This is a genomic window from Sphaerisporangium fuscum, from assembly GCF_018531465.1.
Lineage (GTDB): Bacteria > Actinomycetota > Actinomycetes > Streptosporangiales > Streptosporangiaceae > Sphaerisporangium > Sphaerisporangium fuscum.
Map to the genome: position 1 here is coordinate 62,757 of NZ_JAHDTF010000027.1, position 18,175 is coordinate 80,931.

Sequence of the window (18,175 nt, forward strand, 5' to 3'; positions counted from 1 at the left end):
CATCAGTGTGCCGTAATTCCTTCCCGAGACACAACCTGATGTGGGGGCACCCCACATGGCCTTGGTCACGTAGGAAAGGCTTACCTAAGCAGGAGAAACGTCGACGCCGATCAAGCCGCCTCCGCCACCCGTCCCCGGCTCAGCGCCAGGAACGCCACCAGGGCCACGACCGAGAGCCCCGTCATCACCACGGCCATCGGCAGCGCCGTGCCCGAGCCGCCGAGCCCGGCGAGCGGCGCGGCGACACCGCCGAGCAGGAACTGCAGCAGGCCGAGCAGCGCCGAGGCGCTGCCCGCGACCTGGGGCGGCTGCCCGGCCAGCGCGAGCGCGCCCGAGCCCGGGATCGACAGGCCCATCCCGCACATCATCGCGAACAGCGAGGCCACCACGGTGGCCACCCCGAGGTGGGCGACGACCGCGGCCGTCAGCACGGCCGCCGACGCGAAGCTGACCAGCAGCCCGCTGAGCACGAGCCGTCCGGCGGACACCCGGCCGGCCAGCCGGCCGCCGACCTGGGCCATCAGCGTGAGGCCGAGCGCGTTGGCGGCGAAGATCAGTGAGAAGCCCGCGGGGCTCACCCCGTAGATCTGCTGCAGGACGAACGGCGAGCCGGAGATGTAGCCGAACATGGCGGCGAAACCGAGGCCGCCCGCCATCGCGGCCGCCATGAACGACCGGTCACGCAGCAGCAGCGCGAACGTCGCGAGGGTGTGCCGCAGCCCTCCGCCGTCCCGGTCCCCGGGAGGAAGGGTCTCGCGCACCACGGCGAGCACGGCGAGGAGCAGGAGGAGGCCGGCGACGCTGAGCGTCACGAAGATCCCCCGCCAGGAGGTCACGGCGAGCAGTTGCGCCCCCGCGATGGGGGCGATGATGGGCGCCAGGCCGCTGACCAGCATCAGCGTGGCGAAGATCCGGGTGATCGCGGGCCCGTCGTACAGATCGCGCACCACGGCGCGGACGATCACCAGCGCGGCGCCGCCCGCGAGTCCCTGGAGCAGGCGCAGCGCGACCAGGGCCTCGACCGAGGGGGCGAAGGCGCACAGCAGCGAGGTCAGCGCGTAGGCGCCGACGCCCGCGATGAGCGGGCCCCGCCGTCCCCGCACGTCGCTCACCGGCCCGGCCACCAACTGGCCCACCGACACCCCGACCAGGCAGGCGGTCAGGGTCAGCTGGATCTGGGCGGCCCCGGTGAGCATCTCGCCGCTGATGGCGGGCAGCGCCGGGAGGTACATGTCGATCGAGAGCGGGCCGATCGCCGACAGCGCGCCGAGGACGAGCAGCAGGAGCCCTCTGCGCCGGGGTCCCGCCACGGCCGTTCCGGCCTCCGCCACGGTCTCGTCTCGCGGCATGCCGACGGTCATGCGGTCCCCTCCCAAGCGCCCGACGCCAAGCGGCCCTCAGGGGCCCAAGAGGACACCAACAGGGGTAAAGGTCATCCAATTCCCAGATAAAGAACTTTCTTCCCGCTCCTGCTCTCAGAGCGCGCGGGCGGTCACCTGGGGGATCTCGGGGTGACCACGGCGAAGGAGGCGTCGTGCGGGTCGGCGAGGACGGCGAGGCGCCCTATGGGGAGGTCCGACGGGGGGCGCAGCACACCGCCGCCCCACGGCTCGGCGAGGGCGGAGGTCGCGTCGCAGTCGGCGACGGCGAAGCAGACCAGCCACCGCGCGTCCGGGGCGGCGACCGCCCCGGTGCCGGCCTCCGGGACGGCGGACCCGGTACGGGCCTCTGGGGCGATCGCACCGGCGTGGGCCTCCGGGGCCGACGCCGGCGGGCCGGGCTGGGTCGGCATGCCGGCCACGGGGCGGCCGTCGGCCAGCCACTCGGTGTACCGGCCGTCCGGCGAGGTGCGGGAGCCCCAGCCGAAGACGGCGGGGTAGAACGACCTGGCCGCCATCGGGTCGCGGGTGTCGAGGTGGAGCCGACAGAGCGCGACCGGCTCGTCGACCAGCTGCGCGCCGTGGTGCCTGCCCGCCTGCCACACCATGAAGGCCGCCCCGGACGGGTCGCGGAAGACCGCCATGGTGCCCTCGTCGAAGACCTGGACGGGGCCGGTGACCACGTGCCCGCCCGCCTCCTTGACCTTCAGGGCGACCGGCTCGGCGTCGTCGGCCGCGATGTAGGCGTTCCACGCCGAGGGCCTGGCCCGGTCGAACGCCAGGGCGATCCCGGCCACCAGCTTGTCCCGCTGCCGGAAGTACCCGTACCCCCCGGCCTCCGGGCGCGGATCGAACTCGGCGCGCCAGCCGAACAGGCCCTCGTAGAAGGCCACGGAGACGGCGAGGTCGGCACTGGACAGGTCGGCCCAGCAGGGCATGCCGGGCTTGTAACCGGTACGGGCGGGCATGCGGGCCTCCTCGACGGCGTCGTCGCGCTGTCCCGCTCGCCGGGACGCGCCGGAGGGCTCGCGCCGCGGCCGCCTCGGGCGGTGGGGACGGGGCCAGCCTCACACGCGGCGGGCGTCCGGACCCGGGCCGGACGCCCCACTTGGGAGGAGACGCTCCCAACCTTTACCGGCCCCCGACGCCGAGCCCGAGGTCCGGCGAAGGAACCACACACGGCGGTCCCTAAACTCGTCAGCATGGAAGCCCCCGCCGTCGCGGTCACCGACCTGGTCAAGCGATACGGCCGCACCGTCGCGATCAACGGCCTGACGTTGACCGCCGATCGCGGTGCCGTCACCGCGATCCTCGGCCCCAACGGCGCGGGGAAGACCTCCACCATCGAGATCTGCGAGGGGTTCCGGAAGGCCGACGGCGGCGAGGTGTCCGTCCTCGGCCTCGACCCCGTCCGCCAGGCGGCCGAGCTCAAGCCGCGGGTGGGCGTGATGCTGCAGTCCGGCGGGGTGCCGCCGGCGATCCGCGCGGGTGAGTGGCTGCGGCTGGTCTCCCGCTTCCACGCCTCTCCCCTCGACCCCGGCGCCCTGCTCGAACGGCTGGGCCTCGCCGACCACGCCCGCACCCCCTATCGCCGCCTGTCGGGAGGCCAGCAGCAGCGCCTGTCGCTCGCCGCCGCCGTCGTCGGCCGCCCCGAGCTCGTCTTCCTCGACGAGCCGACGGCCGGCCTCGACCCGCAGGCCCGCCACGCCTGCTGGGACGTCGTCGGCGAGCTGCGCGCCCGGGGCGTGTCGGTCGTCCTGACCACCCACCACATGGACGAGGCGGAGAAGCTCGCCGACAAGGTCGTGATCATCGACCGCGGCACCGTCGTCGCCCAGGGCAGCCCGCAGGGGCTCACCGGCGCCGAGCGGCAGCTGCGCTTCCGCGCCAGGCCCGGCCTCGACCTCGACGAGCTGCTGACCGCGCTGCCCACGGGCAGCACCGCCAAGGAGTCGCCGAGCGGCCATTACGTCATCGAGGGCCACGTCGGCCCCGAGCTCCTCGGCACCGTCACCGCCTGGTGCGCCGCCGAGGGCGTCACCACCGACGACCTCAGCGTCGAGCGCCGCACCCTCGAAGACGTCTTCCTCGAGCTCACCGGAAGGGAACTGCGTTGACCTCGCGCCCGGCCCTCGACTTCACCCCGGCCCCGGGCGCGGCGCCGCTGCCCCGCATGGTGCTCGCGCAGGCCGCCGCCGAGGTGCGGGCGGTGCTGCGCAACGGCGAGCAGCTGCTGCTCACGCTGATCATCCCGATCCTGGTGCTCGTCGGGTTCTCCGCGGCGCCGCTGCTGGAGCTGCCCGGAAGGCGCATCGACTTCGTGGCCCCCGGCGTGCTCGCGCTGGCGATCATGTCCACGGCCTTCACGGGGCAGGCGATCGGCACCGGGTTCGAGCGGCGGTACGGCGTGCTGAAACGCCTCGGCGCCACTCCCCTGTCCAGGCCGGGGCTGATGCTGGCCAAGACCCTCGCGGTGGTCACCGTCGAGGTGCTCCAGATCGTGGTGATCGCCGCCGTGGCGCTCGCGATGGGGTGGCACCCCCAGGGCGATCCCGTCTGGGCGGTCCTGCTGGTGATCGCCGGCACGGCGGCCTTCAGCGGGCTGGCGCTGCTGATGGCGGGCACGTTGCGCGCCGAGGCCACCCTGGCCGCGGCGAACCTCGTCTACCTGGTGCTTCTCGGCCTCGGCGGCGTGGTCCTGCCGGTCACGGCGTTCCCGCACGCGGTGCGGGCCGTCGTCGAGCTGCTGCCGATCACGGCGCTCACCGGGGGCCTGCGCTCGGTGCTCGCGCACGGCGGCGGGCTGCCGGCCCGCGAGCTGCTGGTGCTGCTCGCCTGGGCCGCGGTGACGCTGTTCGTGGCCTCCCGTACCTTCCGCTGGGAGTGAGCCCGGCTCCTCCGCATCCCCCTCCCCCCGATCGCACCGCCGCGTGCGAGGAACGTGAGAACGCCTGATGACCGTGCCCTCCCTGTCCGCGTCCTCCGGGCCGTACGAGCCGGACCGCCTCCGCCCCGGCGCCCTCCTGCGCAGCGCCGCCGGCGCGCTTCCCCCCTCCAGCCTGGTCATGCTGGGGATCCTCTCGGTGCAGATCGGGGCCGGGCTGGCCAAGAACCTCTTCACGCAGCTGCCGCCGAGCGCGGTGGTCTTCGTGCGGATCGCCGCCGGCGCCGTGATCCTCGCCCTGGTCGCCCGCCCCCGGCTGCGCGGCCTCACCCGGCGCGACCTCGCCGTCGGCGCCGCCTTCGGGGTCACGCTCGGCCTGATGAACCTCTCGTACTACGAGGGGCTGGCGCGCCTGCCGATGGGCGTCACCGTGGCCATCGAGTTCCTCGGCCCGCTCGGGGTGGCGGTGGCCGGTTCGCGGCGCCGCCTCGACCTGCTGTGGGTGGTGCTGGCCGCCACGGGCATCGTCCTGCTCGCCCCGTGGCAGGGCGGCGGGCTGGACCTGGTGGGCATGGGCTTCGCGGCCCTGGCGGGACTGTGCTGGGCGGGGTACATCCTGCTGTCGGCGGCGGTCGGCAAGCGTTACCCGGGCACCACGGGGCTGTCCTTCGCCATGATCATCGCGGTCGTCGTGATCGCGCCGATCGGGGTGACCACGGGCGGCACCGGTTTGCTCCGCCCGGATCTGCTGCTGCTGGGCGCCGGTGTCGGGCTGCTGTCCTCGGTGATCCCCTACAGCCTCGAGCTGCAGGCGCTGCGGACGATGCCCAAGCGCGTCTTCGGCATCCTGATGAGCCTCGAGCCGGCCGCCGCCGCCCTGGTCGGCCTGTTCGTGCTGGGAGAGTTCCTGCAGGTGCGCGAGTGGGCGGCGATCGGCTGCGTGGTCATCGCCTCGGTCGGCGCCACCCGGACGTCCTGACGGCCCGGCGGCGGCTACCGCCGCTGGGCGGGGATGCGCACCTCGATGCGGGTGCCGTTCCCCTTGGGGCTGAAGACCTCCATCCTGCCCGAGAGCGCCTCAACGCGGTCCATCAGGCCGATCAGCCCGGACCCCTGGTCGAGCCGCGCCCCGCCCACCCCGTCGTCGTGCACCACCAGTTCGACGGCGCCGTCGCGCCCCGTCACCCGGACGGAGGCCTCGCAGGCCTGCGCGTGCTTGGCGATGTTGGTCAGCGCCTCGGACACCACGTAGTAGACGGTCACCTCGACCCGCTCGGCGAGCGGGCCTTCCAGGTCCACCTCCAGCTTCACCGGGACCGAGGAACGGCGCGCCAGCACCTTCAGGGCCGGGGCCAGGCCGCCCTTGGACAGGATCGCGGGGTGCAGGCCCCGGGAGATCTCCTGCAGTTCCTGGAGCACCCCCCCGAGGCCCTCGACGGTGAGCGACAGCTGCTCACGCAGCTGCTCCAGCTCGGGCGGCATGGCGGCCTCCACGGCCCGTAGCTCCAGGCCGAGGGACACAAGGCGCTGCTGGGCGCCGTCGTGCAGATCGCGCTCGACGCGGCGGCGGGACTCGTCGGCCGCGGCCATGACCCGCGCCCGGGAGGCCGCGAGCTGCGCGTGCGCCTGCGCGTTGGCGATCGCCGTGCCGAGGAGCTCGGTGAAGCCGACCATGCGCCGCTCGGCGTCCTCCCGCTGGAACGGCGTTGCCGCCAGGGCCACCATCGCGCCCCACAGCCGGCCGTCCACGGTGATCGGGCAGGCCACCGAGGAGCGGATGCCGCGGGTACGCGCCCATTCGGAGATGTGGCCGCCGGCGGTCGCGTAGTCGGTCATCCGCGCCGGGCGCCCGGTGCGCCACACCTTCGCCGAGGCGCTCGGGTGGTCGGCCGGCCAGGTGAAACCGACGGGCAGCATGAACTCGGGGCCGAAGACGCTCCAGGAGCCGACCGAGACGATCTGACCGGCGGCCCGGTCGAACTGGGTGATCCCGGCGTGGTCGGCGTGCAGGAGGCGTCCCATCTCGCAGGCGACGGCGCTGAACAGCTCGGTCGGCGAGACGCCTCGCGCCACGAGCGTCGCGACCCGCCGCAGGGCGGCCTGCTCCTCCGCGACGCGGCGGTACTCGTCGCGGCTGGCCGCCAGCGAACCGCGGATGACGGCGCGGTCGCGGGCCGCCCGGACCAGCGCGGCCAGTGACGGCACGATCCTGGCGCGCAGGGACTCGACGGTCTCGGAGGGCGTGCCGGCGGGCAGCAGGAGCGTGCCGACCGGGGCACGACCGTCCACGAGCGGTACGGCCCGGTGCGCCTCGTCACCGGTCACCGCGGAGACCTCGATCTTCGCCTCCGGCAGGCCCAGATCGACGGCCAGCTGGGACGCCGCCGCCTCCAGGCCCGCCTCCAGGTCGATCGTACCGAGCAGGATCTGGCCGAGCCGGGCGGACAGGTCGGCCTCCTGACGGCGCCGCGTGGTCTCGGCCGCCATGCGTCGGACCCGGGCCGCCAGCCAGCTCGTCACAGCGGCGACGACGAGGAAGATCGGGATCGTGACGATGTCCTCGCTGTCGGCGACGGCGATGGACCCGTAGGGTGCGATGAAGACGTAGTTGTAGGCCAGGACGCTGACGAGCGCGAGCAGGATGCCGGCCGGCAGGCCCCAGGCGAGGGAGAACAGCAGGACGGCGGGAAGATAGACTATCGCCAGAGATTGGACGGGCGCGATCGCATCCAGATGATGCGCGATGAGGGTTTCCAGGGCGACACACACGGCGCCGACCGCGACTCCGATCGCAAGTCGCGGACGTTCCGGGCGGAGCAGCAGTGATGAAAACCGCTCACATAACTCTCAAGCATACCCCCGTGTCGAGGCGGGCCCCTGACCGTCCGTGCTCGCGTGCCGGCGCCCGCCCACCCCGTTCCACCTGGGATTCCCCGTCCCGTCCCGGCGCCTCTGCCGGCGATGTCCCACTCTCCGTGACCAGTGCGGGCGCCCCGTCGGCGGGCGCCACGGGGCGCGGCGCGGAGCGCACCGAGCGTCCGAGGACGGTGGTGCTGGCCGACGACGACGTCCTGCTGCGCGAAGGGCTCGCCAGCCTGCTGGAGCGGTACGGCTTCGTGGTGGTCGGCCAGGCCAAGGACGCCTCCGAGCTGGTCGCCCTGGTCCGCGAGCACGTCCCCGATCTGGCGATCGTGGACATCCGCATGCCGCCCAGCAACACCACCGAGGGGCTGGAGGCGGCCCGCCTGATACGCCGCGAGTTCCCCGGCACGGGCATCCTGCTGCTGTCTGCGCACGTCGAGGTCGAGCAGGCGATGGAGCTGCTCGCCGCGGGCAGCAGGGTCGGCTACCTGCTGAAGAGCCGGGTGATGGACGTCGCCGACTTCATCGAGACGATCCGGCGCATCGACCTCGGCGCGTCGGTCGTCGACCCCTGCGTCGTCCAGGAGCTGGTCGCCGCCCACCGGAAGAACGACCCGCTGGAGCTGCTCACGCAGCGTGAGCGCGAGGTGCTCTCGCTGATGGCGGAAGGCCGGTCGAACGCCGGCATCGCCCACCGGCTGTGGATCACCGAGGGCACGGTGGAGAAGCACGTGCGCAGCATCCTGACCAGGATGCAGCTGCCCGAGACGCAGGAGGACCACCGCCGCGTCCTCGCCGTCCTGGCGTTCCTGGAGTCGCGGTAGGGCCTGTACCAAGTCGAGATCGGTGGGGTCCGGCGGTCGACCTTCGTTCCGGTGCGGTGATCGTGAAGCCTCCATGGTTCCCCCTGCCGTCGCGCGGCCGTTCGGCCGTTCGGGGGACGCAACGGGTCCGGGGCGAATACGGTGGCCCGTGGACAACGGCCACGTCCGCAAGCCTTCGGGAGTCTCTCCATGCGTGCTGCAGCGGCAGTCCTCTCCTTCGTTCTCGGCATCGTCATGGCGCCTCCCCAGCCGGCCTCCGCCGGCGTCTCCGCCTCTCCGCTGCCGGGTGGCAGGGCCGCCTATGTCGTCTCCCAGGGGCATCTCGAAGCCGCCTCCAGACAGAACTGGGTCCGTTTGGGCAGCTACCGCTTCGCCCCGGACGGCACCGTGACCGCCGCGCTGTACCTGTGGTGGCAGCGTCACCCCGTCGCCAGGCAGCGCACCGGCCTCGTCCCCGACGCCGGCTGCAGCACCAAGGCCGGCGGTTCCCGGTCGCGCCCCCGTACCTGCGAAGTGCTCACCGCCGGAGGCTTCACCGGCGCTCCCGGCGAGAGCCGCACCGGGACGTACACCGTGTCGGGGAACGTGCTGACCATCCGCTGGAAGATCGCCCAGACGTGGACGGAGCAGTGGTACGTGCGGCCCTCCCCCGACGGGAAGCTGGCCCGTCTGGACCTCAAGTACAGCACGCTGGCCACTCACGGGTACGGCTACGGCAGCAACGCGGCGCCCGGCGTCCGGCGCGCGATGAGCTCGGTGAGGGCGTTCCCCGGCTCGCTGAGGCAGGACCTGACGAGCTGGGCGGGCGGCAAGCTCGTCACCTCCGGCGACCAGCCCTTCGGCAACTCCGCCTTCCGGGCCTGCGCCACCACCACCTCGTGCCTGACCTACCTGCAGCCCTCCTCGCGCGGCGCGTGCCAGAAGTCCGGCGGCTGCCCCAAGTACGGCGGCGGAACGCGCGCCGACATCAGCTCCATCCAGTACTACCTCACGAAGATCTCCAACTCCGACCGCCGCGACACGCTGTGGCACTGGTGCACCTGCCTGGCGATGGAGCGCGGTGAGTTCTGCTACACCGGCAACTCTCACGTCAAGCCGCTCATGCAGATCATCGACGACAGGGGAGCCTTCCGTGGCTGGGTCGGCGTGGAGGCCTCCTTCTCCACCACCGGCTCCCGGGCGGCGGACATGATGGCGGTGTTCCGCATCACCGACTTCCACTGACGGGCCGGGTGTGAACCACCGGGGCCGGCGTCCCGAGTACAGGTCCGGGAGCCGCGTCAGCTGAGGCCCGCGGGGCTCCCGAAGTCGTTCTCGCCCAGGATGTCGTGGATGATCCTCGCGGACAGGTCCGTCTTCGGAAGGAACGCGACGGCGGGGCTGTCGGCGATCAGTTCGGCGAAGTCGTCGCCGAGGTGCGCCGACATGAGGATCACCCTCGAACACGTGCCGCCGGCCGATCGCCCGGCGGCCTCGGAGAAGCGGCGTGCCAGATCGAAGCCGTTCTCGTCACCCAGATCGATGTCGACCAGCGCGACGTCGGGCCGGGACTCCTCGAACCGCCGCATCGCGTCGGAGGTGGTCGACGACACGCCTACAACGGCGATCCCCCCTCGTTCGAGCACCTGGCGGGCTACCTGGAGGAAGTGATCGTTGTCGTCGACGATGAGACAGCTGAGCGGCACATCACCAGGATTTCAACACCGTCCCCCGAGCGCATTGCAGCTAGCAGGAATGTCGGTGCCCCCGCTGGCGCGAAGCCCAAGATGGGGGCTGCCATCGAAGACGGCGGGCGCCGGAGCCGGGATCGTGGACAGGGAAACGCGGGAGGCCAGGCCACCGCGACGCACCTGGAGCAGCAAGCGAGCGGAGAGGGGAAACGCCATGTATACCCGGCTCACCAGCACGTACACCGCACCCATGACGGCCACGGCGCCGTTGGCGTCGCCCCTGCCGCGCTCTCCCGCCGCCCGCGTCCTCGCGGAGTCGGCCCTGCCGGCGTGTCTCGCGCTCACGTGCCTCACCTCGGTGGCCGACCGGTTTCTGCGGATCCACACGCCCGCACCGACCTTGCTGTGCCGGCCCACGAAGCACCCTCCGAAGCTGTTGCGGAGGCTCGGGACCATGCTGCACCGCCTCCCGGGGCCGGTGCGGCGGCTGTCCACCCGGCGTCCCCGGCGGGCGTCCTGGGTGCTCAGTGAGGATTTCCGGTCCATACCGGTGGGGCGGTCCCTCATCCGGTCGCAGCTGGCCGACTGGGGTCACCACGACCAGAGTGAGATCGCCGAACTGCTCGCCGGCGAGCTGCTCGCCAACGCGCTGCGGCACGCATGGGGAGCGCCGGTGCTCAGGCTCCGCTCGGCGGCGGGCACGCTGCGCTGCGAGGTGGAGGACGGCAATCCCGAGCCGCCGACCTTGGCCGTGAAGGTGGACGCCTACGACGAGACCGGCCGGGGGATGCACCTGGTCGACCTGCTGTCCCGCCGCTGGGGCGTGGAGGGCAGGGACCGCGGCAAGACCGTCTGGTTCGAGCTGCCGGTGTACGCGAGGCGTCCGTGGCCCATGGGCGAGGTGTGATCATGGGTCCGTCAGCACGGGTGTTCCGGAAGGGACGCCGCCCGCGAACCATCCGGGGACGCATCACGGCCCTGGTGGCCGTCCTCGCGGTGCTCCTGCTCGTCCCGACGGCGGCGCTGACCGTCAGGCTGACCCGGCAGACCGTCGTCGACAACCTGTGGCGGGAGAACCGGGAGGCGGCGGCCCGCGTCGCCGAGGCCGACCGGCTGGGGATGCTCACCGATCCGGTCGACTCGGGCGTGCCGGGAATCGATCTGGTGCAGGTCTTCTCCCGCGACCACCGGCTCGTCGCCGCCTCGGCGGCGGCGAAGGGGCTGCCACCGCTCTCCTCGGCCTGGCCCGCCGACCAGGCCGGGAAAGATGTGCGGACCTGCGGCCTGCCCCGGGTGGGGTGCGTCCGGGTCTCCGCGCTCAGGACCGGCTCCTCGCCGGGGGCGAGGATCGTGTACGCCGGCCGGCCCGCTCCGCGGGAGATCTCGACGTCCGCTCAGGACCTGTACATCACGATCCGCAACATCGTGATCATCATCCTCGCCGTCGTGGCGTCCTGGATGATCACCGGCTGGATGCTGCGGCCGCTGCGCGTCATCAAATCGGATCTGACGACGATGAACCTCAGCGAGCCGGGCGCCCGCGTCCCCGACAGAGCCGGCGACGACGAGGTCGCCCGGCTGACCCGGACCATCAACGCCACCCTCGATCGCCTGGAAGAGGCGAAGCAGGGCATGGAGGCCGTCATGGACAAGCAGCGGCAGTTCGCCGCCGACGCCTCGCACGAGCTGCGCACCCCGATCGCCGGGATCCGCGCGCAGCTCGAGGAGGCCGAGCTCCACCCCGAGAGCACCGACCTGGAGTCGCTGCTCCAGCACACGCTGCGGGACGTCGACCGGCTCGAGGCCATCATCACCGACCTGCTGCTGCTGGCGCGCATCGGGGTGAGCTCCCCCGAGACGCGGCAGACGATCGACCTGGCGGCGACCGCCGAGCAGCTGGTGACCCGGCGGATCGCCGGGCTCCCGATACGACTGCGGCTCACGCCGGGCATCGCCGTGGACGTCATACCGACGCAGATCGAGAGGGTCGTCACCAACCTGCTCGACAACGCCGAGCGCCACGCCCACAAGGACGTGCTCGTCGAGGTGCGCGGTGACGGCCGCTGCGCCGAGCTCATCGTGGACGACGACGGCGACGGTGTCGCCGAGTCCGACCGCGAACGCATCTTCGAGCGCTTCACGCGGCTGGACTCCGCCCGCAGCCGGGACACCGGGGGCACCGGGCTCGGCCTGGCGATCGCGCGCGACGTGGCGATCGCCCACGGCGGGACGATCGAGGCGTGCGCCTCCCCGCTCGGCGGCGCGCGATTCGTCCTGCGCCTGCCCCTCGCCGTCTGCGCGCACAACGGCCGCCCGGCGTCCCGGACGCGGTGACCTCCCGGCGTCACCCGCGTCGGCCGGCCGGGCGCGCTCCAGCAGCCGCCTCCGGCCGGTCGGCCGGAGGCGCTCCGGGTGTCATTCGGGCCGGTCGGCCCAGATGCCGCGCACGTGCCGGATGTGGTGTTCCATGATCGTGCGAGCGGCCTCCGCGTCGCCCCCGATGAGCGCGTCGAGGATGGCGAGGTGCTCCCGGGCGGAGTCGCCGAGGGTGCCCCGCTCCGACATGGACTTCAGCCCGTACAGCCGCGCGCGGTACCGCAGGTCTCTGGCGATCTCGACCAGGTGGGCGTTGCCGGACAGCGCGAGCAGCTCCACGTGGAAGCGCAGGTCGGCGTTGACGTAGGCGAGCAGGTCGCCGCGTTCGGCGGCCGTCACGATCTCCTGGGCCACCGGCCGCAGCGCCTCGAAGTCGGCGGCCCGCGAGGAGTCGGCCAGGCGGGCGACGGTCGGCACCTCCAGCAGGGCCCGTATCTCGGTCAGCTCGTCCAGGTCGCGCTCCGACAGCTCGGTGACCCGGAACCCCTTGTTGCGGACGGCCTCGACCAGGCCCTCCTTGGCGAGGTCGAGCATCGCCTCGCGCACCGGGGTGGCGGAGACGCCGAACTGCGCGGCGAGCACCGGGGCCGAGTAGACCACGCCGGGGCGCATCTCGGCGGCGACGAGGGCGTCGCGCAGCGCCTGCGCCACCTGCTCGCGCAGGCTTTGGCGCCCGGCCATGACCGGCAGGTCGAGCCTGCCCTCTTCGCTCATGTCACGTCCTTCATCGCCGGACCCCTTTGGACCCGCTGCCCATGCAGGCATCCCCTCCCCGGGTTCATCGCCCCGCCCACGCCTCGTGGACGGCGGCCGCAACGATCAGATCCTCCCAGGCCATGCCCACGCTCTTGAACACACGGGGTGCGGGGCCCGGCTTCACCTCGCCGTTCACCAGGTCGGCGAGATCGCCGGCCAGGTGCTCCGGGCCGATCAGGCCCGCCCGGACGGGCATGATCACATCGCCGGCCTCGGCCAGCGCGGCCGCGCGCGACTCGACGACCACGGTGGCGCGGGTCACGAGGTCGCCGTCGATCTCGCGGGCGTCGGGCTCGTGCGAGCCGACCACGACGACGGTAGCGCCATCGGCCACCAGATCGCCGGGGAACAGCGGCTCACGGGCGCTGGTGCAGCACGCGATCAGGTCGGCGGACGCGACGGCGCGGGCCACCGCCCGCCCGTCCCCCATCGAGACCGCCTCCGCCGTGAGGCCCAGGCCCGCGCTGCGGGCCGCGAGGCCCCGGGCGCGGCCGAGGTCCCGGCCGACGACCGTCACCCGCTCCACGGGGCGTACGGCGCGCAGCGCCTCCACATGGCCCCACGCCTGCGGCCCGGTGCCGAACACGGCCAGCGAGCGCGCGTCCGGGCCCGCCAGGTGCGCCGCGGCGAGCGCGGAGACCGCCGGGGTGCGCAGCGCGGTCAGCGCGACGCCGTCCATGGCGGCCACCGGCGTGAGGGTCCCACCGTCGAACAGCAGGTAGGTGCCCTGGATGCGCGGCAGGCCCCTGGCGGGATTGCCAGGGGCGACGCTGACGACCTTGACCCCGGCGTACCGGCCGTGGGCGGCCGGCATGAGCAGCAGTTGCCCGGCGGGCACGCCGGCCACCTGGCGCGGCGTGCCGCCCTCGGGGTCCAGGCCGCCCCGCAGCGCCCCGGCGAGCGCGCGCACGGCGTCCTCCACCGGGACCAGCCGCCGCAGGGTGTCCCCGTCGATGTAGGGCAGATCGCTCATCGCAGGGTGAACCCCGTACCCAGCGGATCGCGGGGGTCCAGGACGAACCGGTGCGCGCCCGTGCGGTACGCCATCCCGGTGATCTCCGGGATGATCGCCTCGCCGCGCGTCCCGGCGACCCGCGCGGTGAAGACGCTGCCGACGATGCTCTCGTGGGTGAGCTCGCCGGTGAAGCCGCCGGCGTGCAGCAGGGCGAGCCGCGCGGCCGTCCCCGAGCCGCACGGTGAGCGGTCCACCTCGCCGTCGGCGAAGACGGTGACGTTGCGCTGCCGGGCGGGGCCGAGCTCGTCGTGGAAGATCACGCCGTAGATCCCCGACAGCCGGTCGTCCTCGGGGTGCCGGGCGGCCGGGTGCCCGGCCAGCGACGCCTTGACGGAGCGGCCGAGGGCGATGAGCTCGGTCAGATGCCCGGGCTCCACCGTGAGCCCGAAGGCCGCCGCCGGGACCGAGGCGTACAAGGCGCCCCCGTACGCCACGTCCACCGCGACCTCGCCGTGGCCGGCGAGGGTGACCGGGACGTCGCGGGCGACCACGTAGCTGGGAACGTTCCTGAACGTCACCGCCTCGATCAGCCCGGCGCGGCGGCGCACGCGCGCGGTCACCCGGCCGGAGGGCACGTCCACCACGACGTCGGTGTCGCCGTCGGGATCGGCCTCGACCAGCCCCGACTCCACGGCGTGGACGCCGAGGGCGATGGTGCCGTGGCCGCAGGCGGTGGAGTAACCGTCCTTGTGCCAGAACAGCACGCCCAGGTGGGCGCCGTCGTCGTCCGGCGGCACCAGGAAGCAGCCGTACATGTCGGCGTGCCCACGCGGCTCGTGGCACAGCAGGCGGCGCACCCGGTCGACCTCCGGCGCCGAGGCGTGCTCACGGCGCGCCAGGACGGTGTCGCCGGGGATCTCCGGGACACCCGCCGTGACGATCCGGAACGGCTCCCCGCCGGTGTGGTAGTCGACGGTGCTGATCTCCGCCTGCGCGTGGACGGTCATCAGACCCCTCCGAGGTAGGCCTCGACCACGCGCGAGTCGCCGCGCAGCTCCGCGGCGGTGCCGCCGAGCACGCACTCGCCGTTCTCGATCACGTAGCCCCGGTGCGCGATCTTCAGGGCGGCCTTGGCGTTCTGCTCCACCAGCAGCACCGCGACGCCCTCGGCGTTCACCTCGCGCACCAGTTCCATCACCGAGGCCACTACCAGCGGCGCCAGGCCCATCGACGGCTCGTCCAGCAGCAGCAGGCGCGGCCCGGTGACCAGGGCGCGGCCGATGGCCAGCATCTGCTGCTCACCGCCCGACAGCGTGCCGCCGTGCTGGGTGCGCCGCTCGGCCAGGCGCGGCATCAGGGAGTACACCCGGTCGATGCGCTTGCGGATCTCCGCCTGGTCGCGCACGAGGTACCCGCCGATCTGGAGGTTCTCGTGCACGGTGAGCGTGCTGAACACCCGGCGTCCCTCGGGGACGTGGACCAGCCCGGCCTTGACGATGGCCTCCGGTTTGGCCTTGGTGACGTCGGTGCCGTCGAAGACGACCTTCCCCGCGCTCGGCCGCACCAGTCCGGAGACGGCCGACAGGGTGGTGGTCTTGCCGGCGCCGTTGTTGCCGAGCAGCGCGACGATCTCCCCCGGCTCGACGGTCAGGGAGAGCCCCCGCAGGGCGTGCACGCCGCCGTAGTGGACGTCGAGCCCGTCGACCTCAAGCGCCGCCATCGCGGGCTCCCTTCGTCTCCTCCGTGGGATCCCCGTCCTCGTCGTCGTCCCGGCCGAGGTAGGCCTCGATGACGGCGGGGTCGCGGCGTACGTCCTCGGGACGGCCGTCGGCGATCTCCCTGCCGAAGTTCAGCACGACCACGCGCTCGGACACCTCCATGACCAGGCCCATGTCGTGCTCGATCAGCACGGTGGCGACGCCGAGGTCGCGGATCCGGCGGATCAGGTCGAGCATCTCGGCCTTCTCGCCGTGGTTGAGACCGGCCGCCGGCTCGTCCAGCAGCAGCAGGTCGGGCTTGCGGGCCAGGGCGCGGGCGATCTCCACCCGGCGCTGCTCGCCGTACGGCAGGGCCCGCGCCTCGCCGTACCGGTCGCCGCGCAGCCCGACGAAGTCGAGCCAGTGGTGGGCCTGCTCGGTGCACTCGCGCTCGGTGCGGCGGTAGCGGGGGGTGTGCAGCAGCGCGTCGACGAAGCTCTGCCTGAGCCACAGGTGGGATCCGGCGCGGACGTTGTCGAGCACGGACATCTCGCCGAACAGCCGCAGGTTCTGGAAGGTCCGGGCGACGCCGAGGCCGGCGATGCGCGAGGGGCGCATGCCGCTGATCGGCTGCCCCTTGAACGAGATCCGCCCGGCGGTGGGCTTGTAGAACCCGGTCACGCAGTTGAACGCGGAGGTCTTCCCGGCGCCGTTCGGCCCGATGACCGAGACGATCTCGGCCTCGCCGACCGAGAACGACAGGCCGTCGATGGCGAGCAGGCCGCCGAAGGAGAGCCGCAGGCCCTCGACGGACAGCAGCGTCATGAGCTCGCCTCCCTGGATCGGTGCGGCCACAGGCCCTGCGGGCGGACCAGCATGACGATGATCAGCAGCACGCCGAAGGCGAAGAAGCGGTAGTCGGCGAAGTCGCGCAGCACCTCCGGCAGGAGGCTGATCACGATGGCGCCGATGACGACGCCGGGGGTGGAGCCCATGCCGCCGAGCACGACGGCCATCAGCACCAGCGCCGACTGCAGGAACGAGAAGCTGCCCGGCGATATGGCGGTCAGCTGCGAGGCGAACAGCACCCCGGCGAGCCCGCCCCAGACCGCGCCGGCGATGTAGGCGGCGAGCTTGACCTTGTAGGTGTGCACGCCCATGGCCTCGGCGGCGTCCTCGTCCTCGCGGATGAACCGCCAGGCCCGGCCGAGGCGGGAGCGCCCGAGCCGGGAGGACCCGATCACGGCCAGCGCGACGATGATCACGGTCGCGTAGTAGAACAGGACGGCGCCCTGCTGGGAGTTCTGCGCGTTGATCAGGCTCGGGATGCCGTAGATGCCCGACGGGCCGCCGGTGACGTCCAGGTTGTTGGCGGTGATGCGGATGATCTCGCCGAAGCCCAGGGTGACGATGGCCAGGTAGTCGCTGCGCAGCCGCAGGGTGGGGGCGCCGATCACGATGCCCGCGATGACGGTGACCACGATGACCGCGGGGACGGTGGCGATCAGCGGGAGCCCGAGCCGGGTGGACAGCACGCCGCTGGTGTAGGCGCCGATGGCCACGAAGGCGACGTACCCGAGGTCGAGCAGGCCGCAGAAGCCGACCACCATGTTCAGCCCGGACGCCTGCATCACGAAGATCGCGGCGATGGTCATGACCGACAGCGCGTACGGCGTGGCGATCACGAACGGCGCGAGCAGCGCGACGGTCAGGCCGATGAGGGCCCACTTGCTCTCGAGGAGCCGGGATGTGGCGCGGCCGAGCGGCGTGACCCGCCCGCGGGTCTTGGCCGTCGTCATACGCGCTCCGTCACGCGCTCGCCGAGCAGGCCGGTCGGCCGCACGGACAGGAACAGGATCAGCACGCCGAAGGCGAAGACGTCACGCCACTCGCCGCCGAGGAAGTAGGTGCCGAACGACTCCAGCAGGCCGAGCAGCAGACCGCCGAGCATGGTGCCGGGGATGTTGCCGATGCCGCCGATGACCGCCGAGGTGAACGCCTTGAGGCCGATGAGGAAGCCCATCAGGAAGTCGATCTTCCCGTAGTAGGCGCCCGCCATGACGCCGGCGGCGCCGGCGAGGGCCGAGCCGAGGAAGAACGTCCGGGAGATCACGGCGTTGACGTCGATGCCCATCAGCGCGCTGGTGCGCGGGTCGAGGGCGATGGCGCGCATCGCGCGGCCCTCGCGGGTGCGGGTGACCAGCAGGTTGAGGCCCACCATGAGCGCGACGGCGATGATGATGAGCGCGACCTGCTGGAGCGTGATCGTGGCGCCCAGCACCTGGACCGAGGTGCCGCCGAGCCGCACCGGGTAGACCTGCGGGTCCGGCCCGGCGACCGCCCGCATGCCGTACTCCAGTGCGAAGGACGCGCCGACCGCGGTGATCAGCAGGGAGAGCCTCGGCGCCCGGCGCAGCGGGCGGTAGGCGATGCGCTCGAGCACGACGCCGGACATGCCGGTGACGGCCATCGTCACGACGAGGACCCCGAGGAGCACGGGCAGCGCCATGCCCGGGGAGATGCCGCCGACGGCACCGAGGACCGCGAACCCGGTGAAGGCGCCGAGCATGTATATGTCGCCGTGGGCGAAGTTGAGCAGCTTCATGATCCCGTAGACCATGCTGTAGCCCAGCGCCACCAGCGCGTAGAACGAGCCGACGAACAGGCCGTTCCAGATCAGCTGTGACATTTCACGTTTCCTTTGGAACCGGAGGGGCCGGCGCCCACCCGCCGGAGGGGGACGCGGGCGCCGGCCGCCCGGGGAAGATCGGT

Annotated in this window: 18 protein-coding genes; 7 read left to right on the forward strand and 11 right to left on the reverse strand. The window is 72.8% G+C overall.

Features of this window, described 5'->3' with window-relative positions:
- Positions 1-110: 110 nt before the first annotated feature.
- Positions 111-1,361 (reverse strand): multidrug effflux MFS transporter, encoded by a 1,251-nt coding sequence (locus tag KIK05_RS31715; protein WP_250562687.1) that lies wholly within the window; start codon positions 1,359-1,361, stop codon positions 111-113.
- A gap of 131 nt (positions 1,362-1,492) precedes the next feature.
- Positions 1,493-2,347 carry a VOC family protein gene (locus tag KIK05_RS31720; protein WP_214410791.1) on the reverse strand — a complete coding sequence of 285 codons (855 nt, stop codon included), beginning with the start codon at positions 2,345-2,347 and terminating at the stop codon, positions 1,493-1,495.
- 234 nt (positions 2,348-2,581) lie between these two features.
- On the opposite strand from KIK05_RS31720, the gene KIK05_RS31725 reads away from it, so the two are divergent.
- The 3 genes from KIK05_RS31725 (at position 2,582) to KIK05_RS31735 (ending at position 5,242) form a co-directional block, all read left to right on the forward strand.
- Positions 2,582-3,496, forward strand: coding sequence for an ABC transporter ATP-binding protein (locus KIK05_RS31725; RefSeq protein WP_214410790.1), 915 nt, complete (start codon positions 2,582-2,584; stop codon positions 3,494-3,496).
- Positions 3,493-4,266, forward strand: a complete 774-nt coding sequence (locus tag KIK05_RS31730) for an ABC transporter permease (protein WP_372455583.1) — start codon at positions 3,493-3,495, stop codon at positions 4,264-4,266. Before KIK05_RS31725 ends, KIK05_RS31730 begins: the two co-directional genes overlap by 4 nt.
- Positions 4,267-4,333: 67 nt before the next feature.
- A complete protein-coding gene (locus KIK05_RS31735) occupies positions 4,334-5,242 on the forward strand; it encodes an EamA family transporter (protein WP_214410789.1) in 909 nt (302 codons plus the stop codon).
- Positions 5,243-5,256: 14 nt separating this feature from the next.
- Here the strand turns inward: KIK05_RS31735 and KIK05_RS31740 are convergent, their stop codons facing one another.
- Positions 5,257-7,032 carry a sensor histidine kinase gene (locus KIK05_RS31740; RefSeq protein ID WP_214410788.1) on the reverse strand — a complete coding sequence of 592 codons (1,776 nt, stop codon included), beginning with the start codon at positions 7,030-7,032 and terminating at the stop codon, positions 5,257-5,259.
- Between the two features lie 206 nt (positions 7,033-7,238).
- Between KIK05_RS31740 and KIK05_RS31745 the strand changes: the two genes are divergently transcribed.
- Positions 7,239-7,949: a response regulator gene (locus KIK05_RS31745; RefSeq protein WP_443729118.1), complete on the forward strand. Its 711-nt coding sequence runs from the start codon at positions 7,239-7,241 to the stop codon at positions 7,947-7,949.
- Between the two features lie 189 nt (positions 7,950-8,138).
- Positions 8,139-9,173, forward strand: coding sequence for a hypothetical protein (locus KIK05_RS31750; RefSeq protein WP_214410786.1), 1,035 nt, complete (start codon positions 8,139-8,141; stop codon positions 9,171-9,173).
- Positions 9,174-9,229: 56 nt separating this feature from the next.
- On the opposite strand, the gene KIK05_RS31755 is transcribed toward KIK05_RS31750, so the two are convergent.
- The gene (locus tag KIK05_RS31755; RefSeq protein ID WP_214410785.1) at positions 9,230-9,634 is read right to left on the reverse strand and encodes a response regulator; all 405 of its coding nucleotides are present in this window, start codon (positions 9,632-9,634) and stop codon (positions 9,230-9,232) included.
- 199 nt (positions 9,635-9,833) lie between these two features.
- Here KIK05_RS31755 and KIK05_RS31760 point away from each other — a divergent pair, with 199 nt between their 5' ends.
- Both KIK05_RS31760 and KIK05_RS31765 read left to right on the forward strand, forming a co-directional pair.
- Positions 9,834-10,526, forward strand: a complete 693-nt coding sequence (locus tag KIK05_RS31760) for an ATP-binding protein (RefSeq protein ID WP_214410784.1) — start codon at positions 9,834-9,836, stop codon at positions 10,524-10,526.
- A gap of 2 nt (positions 10,527-10,528) precedes the next feature.
- Positions 10,529-11,953 carry a sensor histidine kinase gene (locus KIK05_RS31765; RefSeq protein WP_214410783.1) on the forward strand — a complete coding sequence of 475 codons (1,425 nt, stop codon included), beginning with the start codon at positions 10,529-10,531 and terminating at the stop codon, positions 11,951-11,953.
- Positions 11,954-12,034: 81 nt separating this feature from the next.
- On the opposite strand, the gene KIK05_RS31770 is transcribed toward KIK05_RS31765, so the two are convergent.
- The 7 genes from KIK05_RS31770 to KIK05_RS31800 all read right to left on the reverse strand — a co-directional run bounded on the left by KIK05_RS31770 (position 12,035) and on the right by KIK05_RS31800 (position 18,092).
- Positions 12,035-12,709 (reverse strand): GntR family transcriptional regulator, encoded by a 675-nt coding sequence (locus tag KIK05_RS31770; RefSeq protein WP_214410782.1) that lies wholly within the window; start codon positions 12,707-12,709, stop codon positions 12,035-12,037.
- Between the two features lie 64 nt (positions 12,710-12,773).
- Positions 12,774-13,724 carry an ornithine cyclodeaminase family protein gene (locus KIK05_RS31775; protein WP_214410781.1) on the reverse strand — a complete coding sequence of 317 codons (951 nt, stop codon included), beginning with the start codon at positions 13,722-13,724 and terminating at the stop codon, positions 12,774-12,776.
- Positions 13,721-14,713, reverse strand: coding sequence for a proline racemase family protein (locus tag KIK05_RS31780; protein ID WP_214410780.1), 993 nt, complete (start codon positions 14,711-14,713; stop codon positions 13,721-13,723). Before KIK05_RS31780 ends, KIK05_RS31775 begins: the two co-directional genes overlap by 4 nt.
- Positions 14,713-15,426 carry an ABC transporter ATP-binding protein gene (locus KIK05_RS31785; protein WP_214410779.1) on the reverse strand — a complete coding sequence of 238 codons (714 nt, stop codon included), beginning with the start codon at positions 15,424-15,426 and terminating at the stop codon, positions 14,713-14,715. The genes KIK05_RS31780 and KIK05_RS31785 overlap by 1 nt, the downstream gene beginning before the upstream one ends.
- Positions 15,413-16,228: an ABC transporter ATP-binding protein gene (locus KIK05_RS31790; protein WP_214410778.1), complete on the reverse strand. Its 816-nt coding sequence runs from the start codon at positions 16,226-16,228 to the stop codon at positions 15,413-15,415. The genes KIK05_RS31785 and KIK05_RS31790 overlap by 14 nt, the downstream gene beginning before the upstream one ends.
- Positions 16,225-17,202, reverse strand: a complete 978-nt coding sequence (locus KIK05_RS31795; RefSeq protein WP_214410777.1) for a branched-chain amino acid ABC transporter permease — start codon at positions 17,200-17,202, stop codon at positions 16,225-16,227. Before KIK05_RS31795 ends, KIK05_RS31790 begins: the two co-directional genes overlap by 4 nt.
- On the reverse strand, positions 17,199-18,092 hold the full coding sequence (locus tag KIK05_RS31800; RefSeq protein ID WP_214410776.1) for a branched-chain amino acid ABC transporter permease: 894 nt from the start codon (positions 18,090-18,092) through the stop codon (positions 17,199-17,201). Before KIK05_RS31800 ends, KIK05_RS31795 begins: the two co-directional genes overlap by 4 nt.
- Between the last annotated feature and the right edge of the window lie 83 nt (positions 18,093-18,175).